The 13,449-nt window shown below is 74.3% G+C and carries 13 protein-coding genes; 6 read left to right on the top strand and 7 right to left on the bottom strand.

Features of this window, described 5'->3' with window-relative positions:
* The 3 genes from ACVMLK_RS16160 to asnB form a co-directional block, all read left to right on the top strand.
* On the top strand, positions 1–480 hold a 480-nt coding region (locus ACVMLK_RS16160; protein WP_457486970.1), incomplete at its 5' end, for a glycosyltransferase family 9 protein.
* A complete protein-coding gene (locus ACVMLK_RS16155) occupies positions 477–1,562 on the top strand; it encodes a glycosyltransferase (RefSeq protein ID WP_457486969.1) in 1,086 nt (361 codons plus the stop codon). The genes ACVMLK_RS16160 and ACVMLK_RS16155, both read left to right, overlap by 4 nt.
* 19 nt (positions 1,563–1,581) lie before the next feature.
* Positions 1,582–3,342: an asparagine synthase (glutamine-hydrolyzing) gene (gene asnB, locus ACVMLK_RS16150; RefSeq protein ID WP_457486968.1), complete on the top strand. Its 1,761-nt coding sequence runs from the start codon at positions 1,582–1,584 to the stop codon at positions 3,340–3,342.
* Positions 3,343–3,350: 8 nt separating this feature from the next.
* On the opposite strand, the gene der is transcribed toward asnB, so the two are convergent.
* A complete protein-coding gene (der, locus tag ACVMLK_RS16145; RefSeq protein WP_457486967.1) occupies positions 3,351–4,685 on the bottom strand; it encodes a ribosome biogenesis GTPase Der in 1,335 nt (444 codons plus the stop codon).
* A 157-nt stretch (positions 4,686–4,842) separates the two neighbouring features.
* Here der and ACVMLK_RS16140 point away from each other — a divergent pair, with 157 nt between their 5' ends.
* Entirely contained in the window at positions 4,843–5,817 is a 975-nt protein-coding gene (locus tag ACVMLK_RS16140; RefSeq protein WP_457486966.1) for a Bug family tripartite tricarboxylate transporter substrate binding protein, read from the top strand.
* Between the two features lie 43 nt (positions 5,818–5,860).
* Here ACVMLK_RS16140 and ACVMLK_RS16135 read toward each other — a convergent pair whose 3' ends face one another.
* The 6 genes from ACVMLK_RS16135 to ACVMLK_RS16110 form a co-directional block, all read right to left on the bottom strand.
* The gene (locus tag ACVMLK_RS16135; RefSeq protein WP_457486965.1) at positions 5,861–6,796 is read right to left on the bottom strand and encodes a calcium-binding protein; all 936 of its coding nucleotides are present in this window, start codon (positions 6,794–6,796) and stop codon (positions 5,861–5,863) included.
* Between the two features lie 110 nt (positions 6,797–6,906).
* A complete protein-coding gene (locus ACVMLK_RS16130) occupies positions 6,907–8,244 on the bottom strand; it encodes a PQQ-like beta-propeller repeat protein (protein ID WP_198365347.1) in 1,338 nt (445 codons plus the stop codon).
* Entirely contained in the window at positions 8,244–8,894 is a 651-nt protein-coding gene (locus ACVMLK_RS16125; protein WP_198365348.1) for a tetratricopeptide repeat protein, read from the bottom strand. The genes ACVMLK_RS16130 and ACVMLK_RS16125 overlap by 1 nt, the downstream gene beginning before the upstream one ends.
* Positions 8,895–9,002: 108 nt before the next feature.
* Positions 9,003–9,569: a histidine phosphatase family protein gene (locus tag ACVMLK_RS16120; protein ID WP_198365349.1), complete on the bottom strand. Its 567-nt coding sequence runs from the start codon at positions 9,567–9,569 to the stop codon at positions 9,003–9,005.
* Complete coding sequence (locus ACVMLK_RS16115; protein ID WP_457486964.1) at positions 9,569–10,228, bottom strand: glutathione S-transferase family protein; 660 nt, start codon at positions 10,226–10,228, stop codon at positions 9,569–9,571. The genes ACVMLK_RS16120 and ACVMLK_RS16115 overlap by 1 nt, the downstream gene beginning before the upstream one ends.
* A 120-nt stretch (positions 10,229–10,348) precedes the next feature.
* Positions 10,349–11,281 carry a ribose-phosphate pyrophosphokinase gene (locus ACVMLK_RS16110; protein WP_198365350.1) on the bottom strand — a complete coding sequence of 311 codons (933 nt, stop codon included), beginning with the start codon at positions 11,279–11,281 and terminating at the stop codon, positions 10,349–10,351.
* Positions 11,282–11,468: 187 nt separating this feature from the next.
* Between ACVMLK_RS16110 and ACVMLK_RS16105 the strand changes: the two genes are divergently transcribed.
* Positions 11,469–12,146 carry a DUF1826 domain-containing protein gene (locus ACVMLK_RS16105; RefSeq protein WP_457486963.1) on the top strand — a complete coding sequence of 226 codons (678 nt, stop codon included), beginning with the start codon at positions 11,469–11,471 and terminating at the stop codon, positions 12,144–12,146.
* Positions 12,143–13,354: a zinc metallochaperone GTPase ZigA gene (gene zigA / locus ACVMLK_RS16100; protein ID WP_422922610.1), complete on the top strand. Its 1,212-nt coding sequence runs from the start codon at positions 12,143–12,145 to the stop codon at positions 13,352–13,354. The genes ACVMLK_RS16105 and zigA overlap by 4 nt, the downstream gene beginning before the upstream one ends.
* The last annotated feature ends 95 nt before the right edge of the window (positions 13,355–13,449 follow it).

Genomic DNA, 13,449 nt, shown 5'->3' with positions numbered 1-13,449 from the left:
CTGCTCGCCCTCGGCCCCAGCGCCAACTGGGCGGGCAAGGTCTGGCCGGCGGAACGCTTCGTGCAGCTGTTCCAGGCCCTGGCGGCGCCCGGCGGACCCCTGCCGGGCGCCTGGCCGGTGGTGCTGGCCGGGCCCGGCGGGACGGAGGCGGCCATGGCGGCGCCGGTGCTGGCCGCCCTGCCCGGCGCGGTCGATCTGGTGGGGCGGCTGAGCCTGCCCGAGGCGGCGGCCGTCCTGTCCCGCTGCCGCCTCTTCATCGGCAATGATTCCGGGCTGATGCACCTCTCGGCCGCCGCCGGGACGCCGACGCTCGGCCTCTTCGGCCCCACCCCGGCGAGCGAGTACGCGCCGACCGGACGCTGCGCCGGGCCGGTGCTGGCGCGCGGCGCGCCGGGCCAGGCGCCGATGGAGGCCCTGCCGGTGCGGGATGCGCTGGAGGCCGCCACCGGCCTGCTGCGCCGCTGCGGCGGGGCGGCATGACCGGCGGGGCGCCGTTGCGCGTCGCCCAGGTCATGGCCGGCGCGGCGATGGGCGGCGCCGAGGGCTTCTACGAGCGGCTGACGCTCGCGCTGCACGGCGCCGGGGACGCGGTGCTGCCGGTGATCCGCCGCGATCCGGCGCGGGCCGCGCGGCTGACGGTCCAGGGCCTGACACCCTTGCAGCTCCGCTTCGGCAACTGGTGGCTCGACTGGATGACGCGGCCGCGCCTGCGCCTCGCCCTGCGCGGTTTCGCGCCGCGGGTCGTGGTCTCCTGGATGAACCGGGGCACCCGCTTCACCCCGCGCGGCCCCTGGACCCTGGTCGGCCGGCTCGGCGGCTACTACGACCTGAGGTACTACCGCCATTGCGACCATCTGGTGGGCAACACGCGGGACCTGGCGCGCTGGATCGCGGCACAGGGCTGGCCGGCGGAGCGGGTGCACTACCTGCCGAATTTCGTCGACGACATGCGCGGCGCCCTGCCGGCGGAGCTGGACCTGCCGCCACAGCGGCCGCGCCTCCTGGCGCTCGGCCGGCTGCACCGCAACAAGGGCTTCGATACCCTGCTGCGCGCCCTGCCGGAGGTGCCCGGCGCGGTGCTGGCGATCGCCGGGGAGGGGCCGGAGCGGGCGGCGCTGGAGTCGCTGGCGCGGGAGCTGGGCGTGGCCGGGCGGGTGCGCTTCCTGGGCTGGCGGCAGGATGCCGGGGCGCTGCTCGCCGCCTGCGACGTCTTCGTCTGTTCCTCCCGCCACGAGCCGCTGGGGAACATGGTGCTGGAGGCCTGGAGCGCCGGCCGGCCGGTGGTGGCGGTGGCCGCGCAGGGCCCCTCCGAGCTGATCCGCGAGGGCGAGACCGGCCTGCTGGTGCCGAAGGAATCGCCCGCCGCCCTGGGCCGCGCCATCGCCGGCCTGCTGGCCGATCCCGGCCGCCGCGCCGCGCTGGCCGAGGCCGGCCGCGCCGCCTATGACGCGGACTTCGCCGCGGCGCCCGTGCTTGCGCGATGGCGCGGCTTCCTGCAACAGGTGGAGCGGCGGCCGGCCTCCGGCGCCGCGCCCGCGCGACCGGATGCCCCGGCGGGGTGACGACGAAACGGGGATCCCTATGTGTGGCATTGCCGGCCTGATCCTGAAGCCGGGACATGTCCCGGACGCGGCCCTGCTGCAGCGGCTGACGGCGGCGCTGGCGCATCGCGGCCCGGACGGGGCGGGGCATCACGTCGCCGCCAATGTGGCGCTGGCGCATACCCGGCTCGCCATCATCGACCTGGCGACCGGCGACCAGCCGCTCTTCGCCGGGCCGGCGGCGCTGGTCGGCAACGGCGAGATCTACAACTACCGCGAACTGCGCGACGAGAACGCCCTGGTTTGCGCCACCGGCAGCGACTGCGAGCCGCCGCTGCACCTCTTCCGCCGGGACGGGATGGCCTTCGCCGAGGGGCTGCGCGGCATGTACGCCCTGGCCATCCATGACCGCGCGGCGCGGCAGGTGGTGCTGGCGCGCGATCCCTTCGGCATCAAGCCGCTCTACACCGCCGAGGCGATGGGCGGCATCGCCTTCGCCTCCGAGCCGCAGGCGCTGATCGCCGCCGGGCTGGTGGCGCCGCGGCTGCGCGCCGAGGCGCGGAACGAGCTTCTCCAGATGCAGTTCACCACCGGCGCCGAGACCATCTTCGAGGGCATCCACCGGGTGCTGCCGGGCGAGACCATCGCCATCGCCGAGGGGCGCGTGCTGGAGCGCCGCCTCCGCCCCGCCCTGCCGGAAGGCGGGCCCGAGGCGATCGGCGAGGCCGAGGCGCTGGCGCGCTTCGACGCCGCCTTCCAGGACAGCGTGGCGCTGCACCAGCGGAGCGACGTGCCCTACGGCATGTTCCTCTCCGGCGGCACCGACAGCGCCGCCGTGCTGGCGATGATGGCGCGGCTGAACACCGCGCCGGTCACCGCCTTCACCGCCGGCTTCGACGTGAAGGGCGCGGCCGACGAGCGCGAGCGCGCCGCCGGCCTGGCCCGCGCCGCCGGCGCGCGGCACCGGACGGTGATGGTGGGCGAGGCCGATGTCTGGCGTCACCTGCCGGAGATCGTCGCCGGGATGGACGACCCGGCGGCCGACTACGCCATCATCCCGACATGGTTCCTGGCGCGCCGGGCGCGGCAGGAGGTGAAGGTGGTGCTCTCCGGCGAGGGCGGCGACGAGATCCTGGGCGGCTACGGCCGCTACCGCGCCGCCATGCGGCCCTGGTGGCTGGGCGGCAAGGCGCCGCGCACCCGGGGCGCCTTCGACCGGCTGGACGTGCTGCGCCGGCCGCCGACCGGCTGGCGGGACGGCATCGCCGCCGCCGAGGCCGCCGCCGCACTGCCGGGCCGCAGCCGGCTGATGGCGGCGCAGGCGCTCGACATCGCCGACTGGCTGCCGAACGACCTGCTGCTGAAGCTCGACCGCTGCCTGATGGCGCATGGCGTCGAGGGCCGCACCCCCTTCCTCGATCCCGGTGTCGCCGAGGCCTGCTTCCGCCTGCCGGATGGGCTGAAGGTGCGCAAGGGGGCCGGCAAGTGGCTGCTGCGCGAATGGCTGGCGCGGCACTTCCCGGCCGCCGAGCCGCACCGGCCGAAGCAGGGCTTCACCGTGCCGGTCGGCGCCTGGATCGCCGGCGCGGCGGAGCGGCTGGGGCCGCTGGTGGCGGCGCAGCCGGGCGTGGAGGAGATCGCCCGGCCCGAGAAGGTGGTGGCGCTGTTCCGGGCGGCAGCCGGCAAGCGCGAGGGCTTCGCCGCCTGGCACCTGCTGTTCCACGCGCTCTGGCACCGCCGGCATGTGGAGGGCATCGTGCCGCGGGGCGAGGACACCTTCGAATACCTGGCGGCGCGGTAGCGGCGGCCTCAGTCCTCGACGAAGGGGTTCTTGCCGCCGCGCGCGTGCAGCCGGACCGGGACGCCGGGCATGTCGAAGGCCTCGCGGAAGCTGTTCACCAGATAGCGGCGATAGTCCTCCGGCAGGTCCTCGGCCCGCGGGCCGAAGACCGCGAGCGTGGGCGGCCGCGCCTTGGGCATGGTGGCGTAGCGCAGCTTGATGCGGCGGCCATCGGCCAGCGGCGGCGTGTGGCGGGCGACGGCGGCCTCGAACCAGCGGTTCAGCTCGCCGGTCGGGATGCGCCGGTTCCAGCGCTCCATCACCTCGCGCACCGCCGGCATCAGCCGGTTCACGCCCTTGCCGGTCATGGCCGAGAGCGGCACGACGCTGATGCCCTTGAGCTGCGCCAGGGAGGCGGTGAGCACGTCGTCCAGCGCGCGGCGGTTGGCCGGGCGGTCCTCCACCGCGTCCCACTTGTTGAGGGCGATGACCACGGCGCGGCCCTCGCGCTCGGCCAGCCGGGCGATGCGGAGGTCCTGCTCGTCCATCCCCAGCAGGGCGTCGAGCACCAGCACCGCCACCTCGGCCTCCTTCAGCGCGCCGATGGTGGCGCCGACCGACATCTGCTCCAGGCTCTCGCTGATGCGCGCCTTCTTGCGCATCCCGGCGGTGTCGACGAGGCGGACGCGGCCCACCTCGTCCTCCCATTCCACCGCCACGGCGTCGCGGGTCAGGCCGGGCTCGGGGCCGGTGATCATCCGCTCCTCGCCCAGCAGGGCGTTCAGCAGGGTGGACTTGCCGGCGTTCGGGCGGCCGACGATGGCCAGCCGGAGCGGCCGGTCGCGGTCGCGCGCCTCGGGGTCCTCCTCCTCCGGCAGCATGGCGGCGGCGGTGGTGTAGAGGTCGGCGATGCCCTCGCCATGCTCGGCCGAGATCGCCACGGGGTCGCCGAGGCCCAGCTCGTAGGCCTCCATCGCCGCCAGGCCGCCGCCGCGCCCCTCGGTCTTGTTGGCGACCAGCAGCACCGGCGCCGGCTGGCGGCGCAGCCAGGCGGCGAAGGCGCGGTCGGAGGGGGTGAGCCCCGCCCGTGCGTCGATGACGAAGAGCACCAGATCGGCCTGCCGCACCGCGACCTCGGAGCTGGCGCGCATGCGGCCGGCGACGGTGTCGGGCGGCGCCTCCTCCAGCCCGGCGGTGTCGAGCAGCAGCACGTCGCGGCCGCCGAGCCGCGCCACGACCTCCTTGCGGTCACGGGTGACGCCGGGCGTGTCGTCCACGAGGGCCAGCCGGCGGCCGGCGAGGCGGTTGAACAGCGTGGACTTGCCGACGTTGGGCCGGCCGATGATCGCGATACGGGGGAGCATGATGCGCGGGGCTTTAGCCCGGAACGGGGTCGGGGGGAAAGGAATCCCTCCGTCCTGCGGCGAGAAGGGCCAGGCGCGGGGGCCATCCGGCCATCTGGCGAAGAGAAGCGGCGGCTGGCATCCTGCGGGCAAAACAATCCCGAGGAGCCTCCAGGAGATGACCCCGACCCGCCGCCTGCTGCTCGGCGCCGCGCCAGCCGCCCTGCTCCCGCTCGCCATGCCGCGCCTGGCCCGGGCCCAGGGGAACAGCATCACCCTGCTGGTGCCGACCGCCCCGGGCGGCAGCACCGACTTCGCGGGGCGCCTGCTGGCCGAGCCATTGTCGCGCCGCCTGGGCCAGCCCGTGGTGGTGGAGAACCGCGGTGGCGCCAATGGCGCGCTGGCCACCGGGGCGGTGGCCCGGGCCCAGCCGGACGGCGCCACGCTGCTGGTCCAGTACGCGGGCTATCACGTCGGCACCCCGGCCATCATTCCGGACCTCGGCTATGACGTGGTGAAGGACTTCACGCCGCTCAGCCTGCTGATGGAGGCGCCGCAGGCGGTCTTCACGCATCCTTCCGTCCCGGCGAAGGACATGGCGGAGCTGGTGGCCCATGCCAAGGCGCATCCCGGCCAGCTCAACTACGCCTCGGCCGGCAATGGCTCGATCCAGCACCTGGGCACCGAGCTGCTGAAGCAGCGCGAGGGGATCGAGATGACCCATGTCTCCTATCGCGGCACCGGGCCGGCGATCCAGGACCTGATCGCGGGCCGGGTGCAGGTCTTCCTGACCACCCCGCCGCCGCTGATGCCCTTCGTGCGCGAGGGCAAGCTCCGCGCCCTGGCCATCGCCGCCGAGACGCGCCATCCCGCCCTGCCGGAGGTGCCGACCATGGCCGAGGCCGGCCTGCCGGGCTTCCTCAGCCTGGCCTGGTTCGCCGTCTTCGCCCCGGCCCGGCTGCCGGAGGACAAGGCGCGCCGGCTGGTCGGGGCGATCGAGGCGGTGACGCAGGAGCCGGACTACCAGCGGCGCGTGACGGAGCAGGGCGGCTTCGTCCGCCGCCAGAGCGGCGCCGAGCTGGGCCGCCGGGTCGAGGAGGAACTGGCGGAATGGCGCCGGGTGGCGCGCGAGGCGGGCATCAAGGCGGAGTAAGGCGGGGCCGGCCGCGCCCCGCCTGGGCCCCCGCCTCATGCCGTCAGTTCCAGAGATCGGAGCGCGGCGGCACCACCTCGTCATCGACGCGCAGCTGCAGCCGCTCGAAGCCGCGCACCAGCGTGCCGGTGGATTCGAAGGTGAAGGCGGCGCCCCAGCCGGCCTGCGGCGTCGCCAGGAAGTCGCGGAAGGCGAGGATCTCGGCCTTGTGGGCGGCGAACTGCGCGCCGGTGAGGTCGAGGATGAAGAGGTCATGGCCCGACTGGCCGTCGAACAGCGCCCGGCCCTCGGCCAGGGTGTAGGTCAGGCGGTCGTCGCCGTCGCCGGCATAGACGGTGTCGTTGCCGCCGAGCCGGGCGATGATCCGGTCATCGCCGGAATCGCCGGTGATGAAGTCGTCGCCCAGACCGCCATTGATCTGGTCGTCGCCGGCGCCGCCATGGACGCGATCATCGCCGTCACCGGCGTTGATCGTGTCGTCGCCGTGGTCGCCGGTGATGAAATCGTCGCCCTGGCCGGCGGTGAGGGTGTCGTGCCCGCCGCCGCCGTGGAGGGTGTCGTCGCCCTGGCCGGCGCTGATCGTGTCGTCGCCCTCGCCGCCGGTGATGAAGTCCTGGCCCCGACCGGTGCGGATGACATCATGGCCGGTGCCGCCATGCACCGTGGAGGGGCCGGTGGCGCCGCTGAAGTTGATGTCGTCATCCCCCTCGTCGCCGGTGGCGAAGTTCCGCCCGCTGCCGGAGGCGTGGAGGATGTCGTTGCCGGCGCCGCCGAAGAGGCTGTTGTTGCCGTCGCCGCCGAGCAGGGTGTCGTCCCCTTCGCCGCCGCCGAGGCTGTCATCGCCCGCGCCGCCGAAAATCCAGTCATGGCCGCCGCCCGCCCAGACGCTGTCGGCGCCGACGGTGCCCCAGACCTCATCGGCGGCGCCGGTGGTCTGCCAGGCATAGACGCCGGGCGTGCCAAGGATGAGCTTCACCATATCGAGACCTTCCGGAAGAGGAATGTCTCGATAATGAGATTATTTTACGACTTGTAAACGATTTTCTGCTGCCATCCGCCGCGGGACCCTGTGGGCCCCGCGGCGAGGAATCAGCGGAAGGCCATCAGCGTGCCGTCATCGTCGAGCAGCAGCAGCGTGGCCTGGGCGACGGCGCCCGGCAGGGTCGCCGGGCCGCGCAGCCGCAGGCGGCCGCTGACGGTGCCCTCGGCCGGATCGACCAGCAGCGCCTCGCCGGCGCTGGAGGGCAGGATGAGCCGCCCGCCCGCCAGGATGGGCGCCGCGAAGCTGGCCGGCTCGTCGCGCCGCTCCTGGCCCGGTGGCGGGGCGTTGAGGTCGGTGATCCAGCGGATCCGGCCATCCTCGCGGCCGAGCGCCAGCAACTCACCGCTGGCGCCGATCAGGAACAGCCAGTCGCCCACCGGCAGCGGCGTCTCGGTGCCGCCCACCTCGCGTTCCCAGAGGCGCCGCCCGGAGCGCAGATCGACCGCCATGGAGGTGCCGCCCATGCCCATGGCATAGACCCGCCCGTCCTGGATCACCGGCAGGCCGCGGATGCCGGTGATCTCGCCCAGCCCGCCCAGGCCCTGGCCCGCCAGGCTCTCGGACCAGAGCAGCTGGCCATCCGCCGGGCGCATCGCGACCAGCTCGCCGGAGGGGAAGCCGGCCACCAGGAAATCGTCCTGCACCGCCGGCGCCGGGAGGCCGAGCGGCACCGCCGTCGCCGCCTGGGCGCGGTAGTTCCAGAGCGCGCGCCCGTCCTCGGCCGAGAAGGCCAGGAGCTGGTTGTCGATGGTCGGCACGAAGACCCGGCCGCCCGCCACGGCCGGGGCGCCGCGCGCCGGGGCGGCGAGGCGCTTGCGCCAGCGCGGCTGCCCGTCGGCGGGGTTCAGCGCCAGAAGCTCGGCCATGCCGGTGGCGACGAAGAGCAGGCCCTGGTCGTGACTGCAGCCGCCGCCCACGGCCCCGGTGCTGTCCTCCTCGGGCCGGGTGTCGAAGCGCCAGCGCCGCCCGCCGCCCGCCAGATCGAAGGCGGAGACAACGCCATAGGCATCGACGGTGAAGACCGTGTTTTCCGCCACCACCGGGCCGGCGGTGATGCGCCGGCGATAGCCGCTGCCGGTGCCGGCCGAGGCGCGCCAGGCTTCCGCCGGCTGCCCGGCGAGGGCCGCGTGGCCGGGGCTGTGGGCGACATTGCCGCCGGGCTGCGGCCAGTCGGCCCGGTCCGCGGCCGGGGGCAGGAGGAGCGGCTGCCCCGCCAGGGCGGGATCGGCCGCCAGCTCCCGCCGCGCCGTCAGGATCGAGCGCCGCTCGCCCGGCAGCTTGGTCTTGGCCTCGCCGAAGAGGTCGTCGAAGGTGGAGCACCCGGCCAGCAGCCCGGCACCGCCCAACAGCGCCGTGCGGCGCGTCCAGTTCGTCCTGCCTCGCATCAGACCCCCAATCCCGCCGCCAGACGGCCCGCCCGGTCACGCAGGCCGCGCGGGGCGGTCACGTCGTTGGCCAGGGCCTCCAGGGTACGTTTCGCTTCCGTCGTCTCGCCGCGGCGGATCGCCAGCAGCGCCTGCATCTCGCGCGCCGAGGCCTGCCAGGCGCTGTCGCGCCGCGCCAGCGGCTCCAGCCGCGCCGCCAGCGCCGCCGGGTCCTGGCTGTCCAGCCCGTGCAGCGCCCACATCAGGCTGGCCAGGTCGCGATAGATCTGTGGCGCCGCCTGATCGGCGGCCAGGGCGTCCCACAGCGCCAGGGCTTCCTCCCGCTGGCCGGTCTCCGCCTTGAGCGCGGCGGCGCGCAGGCGGGCGAGGACCCGGTAGCCCTCCGGCGCCGTCGGGACCAGCATGGCGAAGCGGTCGGCCGCGGCCCTCAGATCGGCGCCCTGCGCCTCGGCGGCGGCGCTGGCCTGCAGGAAGACGATGGCGGCCTGGTCGGCCTGCCGCTGCTGGTACCAGCGCCAGCCCTGCCAGCCGCCGATGCCGATCAGCGCGAGAAGCGCGATGCCGGCGAGAATGGCGCCATAGCGGGCGCCGAGCTGCCGGGCCCGCTCGGCCCGCAGCTCCTCCTGAACTTCGTCGAAGATATCCGGCAAGGTATCCGGCCTCTGTGAAAAGCGGGCCGGACCATAGCCGCAGCGGCGCGCCACGTTAAGGGGAGGCGGGCGGCGGGGCGGAATCCCCCCACCACGCGGGCCCGGCCGTCAGCCCAGCGGCAAGGGGTCGAAGCTCCAGGCCGTCTCGCCCGGCCGGGGCGGCGTCACCCACATCGGCAGGGCGTTGGGCGTGCGCACATTGGGCGCCAGCCCGGCCTCGGCGCGGAAGGCGCGCCAGAGCGCGCCATGCGCCACCACCAGCACCGGCCCGGGCAGGGCGAGGCAGTGGTTGATCGCCGCCACCGTCCGCTCGCGCAGGGCGGGGAAGCTCTCCGCCCCCTCGGGCGTGAAGCGGCCCTCCACCCAGTCGTCGAACCAGCCCGCCATGGGCTGGCCCTCCTGCACGCCGAAGGAGACCTCGCGCAGGGGCTCATGGATCCGCACCGGCAGGCCGAGCGCCGCCGCCACCGTCTCCGCCGTGCGGCGGGCGCGGCCGAGCGGCGAGGAGACGATGGTGGCGATGGCCTTGCCCTTCAGCGCCTCCGCCGCCCGCTCCGCCTGGGCGATGCCGACCGCGTTGAGCGGGATGTCGACGTTGCCCTGGCTCAGCCCCTGGGCGTTCCAGTCGGTCTCGCCATGGCGCAGGAACCAGAAGGCGGCGGGGGTCAGCGGCATCAGGCCGACAGGCCCTCGGCGGCGAGGGTGCGCTGCACGGCGGGGCGGGCCAGCATGCGCTCGAAATGCGCCGTGATGCGGGGCGGCACCGGCATGCCGACGCGCCTGATCGCCCAGAAGGAGACGAAGAACAGCGCCGCGTCGGCCACCGAATAGCCGCCGGGCAGCAGCCAGTCCTGGCCGGCCCAGAGCTTGTCCAGTGTCTCGAAGCCTTTGCTCGCCAGGGCCTTGCCCTGTTCGATCACCTTGGGCTGGTCGGCCTCGGTGGGGGTGAAGTTGGCGGCGCGGAACTGGCGGGTGAACCCCTGCGGATGGATGGTGCCGCAGATGTAGTCCATCGCCTCGAGGCAGCGGGCCTGCGCCTCAACGCCCTCGGGCCAGAGGCCGGCCTGCGGGTTGAAGGCGGCCAGGTAGAAGGCGATGGCCGGCCATTCAGTCAGCACCGAGCCGTCCGGGCGCTGCAGGGCCGGCACCTTCGCCTTGGGATTGACCGCCTGGAACTCCGGCTTGTGCTGCGCGCCATCCTTCAGCGCGACCAGCACCGCCTCATAGGGCTGGCCGATCTCCTCCAGGATGACGTGGATGCCGAGCGAGCAGGCGCCGGGCGAGTAGTAGAGCTTCATGGTGTCGTTCCCCCACAGGATGACGGCGGCGAGCATCGGCGGCGCGGGGCCGGGGTGCAAGGGGGGTAGGGGCGGGGGGGGGGGGGGGGGGGGGGGGGGGGGGGGGTCGGGGGGGGGGGGGGGGGCCCCCGGCGGTATGGGCGGGGGCGCGGCGGTTCAGTTGAACAGGGTGGAGACCGAGCTTTCCTCGGAGATGCGGCGCACCGCCTCGGCCAGCAGCGGCGCGATGGTGAGCTGCCGGATGTTGGAGGAGACGCGCACGGCCTCGGTCGCCTGGATGCTGTCCGTCACCACCATCTGCTCGATCGGCGCGGCGCCGATGCGGGCGACGGCGCCGCCGGAGAACACGCCGTGCGTGACGTAGACCGAGGCCGAGCGGGCGCCGTTCTTCAGCAGCGCCTCGGCGGCGTTGCAGAGGGTGCCGCCCGAATCGACGATGTCATCGACCAGGATGCAGTCGCGGCCCTCGACATCGCCGATCACGTTCATCACCTCGGACACGCCGGCGCGGGGGCGGCGCTTGTCGATGATGGCGAGGTCGGTGTGCAGCCGCGCGGCGATGGCGCGCGCGCGCACCACGCCGCCGACATCGGGGGAGACGACCATCAGGTCGCGGCCCTTGTAGCGCTCCAAGATGTCGCGGGCGAAGAGCGGCGCGGCGTAGAGATTGTCCACGGGGATATCGAAGAATCCCTGGATCTGCCCGGCATGCAGGTCGAGCGTCAGCACGCGGTCGGCGCCGGCCCGGGTGATCAGGTTGGCCACCAGCTTGGCGCTGATCGGTGTGCGCGGCCCGGACTTCCGGTCCTGGCGGGCATAGCCGAAATAGGGGATCACGGCGGTGACGCGGCGGGCGGAGCCGCGCTTCAGCGCGTCCAGCGTGATCAGCAGCTCCATCAGGTTGTCGTTCGCCGGATAGGAGGTGGACTGCACCACGAAGACATCCTCGCCGCGGACGTTCTCGTGGATTTCCACGAACACTTCCATGTCGGCGAAGCGGCGGATGGAGGCCTGCGTCAGCGGCAGGTTCAGCGCGGCGGCAACGGCCTCGGCGAGGGGGCGGTTGCTGTTGCAGGCGACGATCTTCATGGGACGCGGCATCTCCGGGCGGCGGGGACCCCAACGGCCCCTGGGGGGAGGATCGGGCCCGGCGAGGAACGGGCGCGTGGTAGCAACGTGACGGTGCGATGTCTATCGCCCCGCGGCGCTTCGGCATGCGGCGGCCGCGGATCGGGGCTGCGCTTGCGCTCAAAATGAAATGTTATAACATATCTAAATGGCCCTGACCTGCGAGACCTTCCTCGACCCTCCCGGCCCCCGGATCGCACCCGGATCGTCCCCGGCCGGCCGGCCCTCCGTGGTCGCCGGCGCCACGCCCGAGGCGTTGCTGGGCATCCTGCGGCCGGGTGTCCAGCTCGCCATCTGGGACCGGCCGCTGCCGGCCCCCCTGCGGCGGGGCGCGGCGACCCTGTGCGCCGCGCCCTTCGCCGCTGTGCTCGAGGCGCCGGTCGCGGATCTCCTTCCCGCCCTGGCGTGCCGCCTGCCGCCCGGGGCGCCGCAAAGTCTGCTGCCGGACATTCATGGGCTGGCGCTGCTCTTCGCCGGCCTGACGGACCAGACCCGGCTGCGCCTGCGGCTGGAGGTGGTGGGGGATGCGGCCTGCCGGCGCTTCCATGCCGATGCCGTCTCCCTCCGCCTGCTCTGCACCTATCGCGGCCCCGCCACGGAGTGGCTGCCGCTGCCGGGCGGTGCCGCCGCCGCCCGGGCCCTGCCGGAGCCGCCGCCCGTGCCGGCGCAGCGCCTCGGCACCGGCGCCGTCGCCCTGCTGAAGGGCGAGGCCCATCCCGGTCAGGCCGGCATGGGCTGCATCCACCGCTCGCCGCCATGCCCGCCCGGTGGGCCGGCGCGGCTCCTGCTCTGCCTCGACGAACCCGGACGGATCCCCCTGCCATGACCCTCGCCCCCGCCAGTCCCGCCTCCCTCCTGCCGGTCACCGTGCTCTCCGGCTTCCTCGGCGCCGGCAAGACCACCCTGCTGAACCATGTGCTGGCCAATCGCGAGGGCCGGCGCGTCGCGGTCATCGTCAACGACATGTCGGAGGTGAACATCGACGCGGCGCTGGTGGCGCAGGGGGGCGGCCTCTCGCGCACGGAGGAGAGGCTGGTCGAGATGAGCAATGGCTGCATCTGCTGCACCCTGCGCGAGGACCTCATGGCGGAGGTGGCGCGCCTGGCCCGTGAGGGGCGCTTCGACGCCCTGCTGATCGAGAGCACCGGCATCGCCGAGCCCATGCCGGTCGCCGCCACCTTCGACTTCCGCGACGCGGAGGGCCATTCCCTGTCCGACCTCGCCCGGCTCGACACCATGGTCACGGTGGTCGACGCCGCGACCTTCCTGCGCGACTACGGCAGCACGGAATCGCTGCGCCAGCGCGGCGAGGTGGCGGGGGAGGCGGATGACCGGCTGCTGGTCGACCTGCTGATCGAGCAGGTGGAGTTCGCCGATGTCATCGTCGTCAACAAGATCGACCTGCTGGAGCGGGAGGAGGCGGGGCGGCTGGCGGCCCTGCTGCGCGGGCTCAACCCGGGCGCCGAGATCATCCCCGCCCGGCACGGCCGGGTGCCGCTCGGCAAGGTGCTGGAGACCGGCCGCTTCGATTTCGCCCGCGCCAGCCAGGCGGCGGGCTGGGCACAGGCCCTGTCCGGCCCGCACCGGCCCGAATCCGAGGAGTTCGGCATCACGAACTTCGTCTGGCGGGCGCGCCGGCCGCTGCATCCGGCGCGCTTCAAGGCCTTCATCGAGGGGCCGCTGCCGGGCGTGCTGCGGGCCAAGGGCTTCTTCTGGCTGGCCAGCCGGATGGGCTGGGCGGGCAGCTGGCAGCTCGCCGGCAGCATCGGCCGGCACGAGGCCGCCGGCTTCTGGTGGGCCGCCACCGATCCGCGCCACTGGCCGGCCGAGCCGGAGTGGCGGGCCCGGGTGATGGCGGCGTGGCGCGAGCCCTTCGGCGACCGGCGGCAGGAGATCGTCTTCATCGGCATCGACATGGACGAGGCGGCACTGCGCCGCGACCTCGACGCCTGCCTGCTGGGGGAGGCGGAGCTGCACCTGGGCGAGGCGGGATGGCGGCGCCTGCCCGACCCTTTCCCGGCCTGGGAGCGCTGAGCTTCAGGGTGGCTCCCCGCTTCCCCCGGTTGCCGCCCTAGCCGGCGCGGCCGCGCGGGGCGGGCGGCGGCGCCCGGACAGCCGGCGGAGCTGCT

It is taken from the genome of Teichococcus aerofrigidensis, assembly GCF_054073225.1.
Note: the sequence above shows the minus strand (reverse complement) of the source record. Positions and strands in the feature narration are given on the sequence as shown.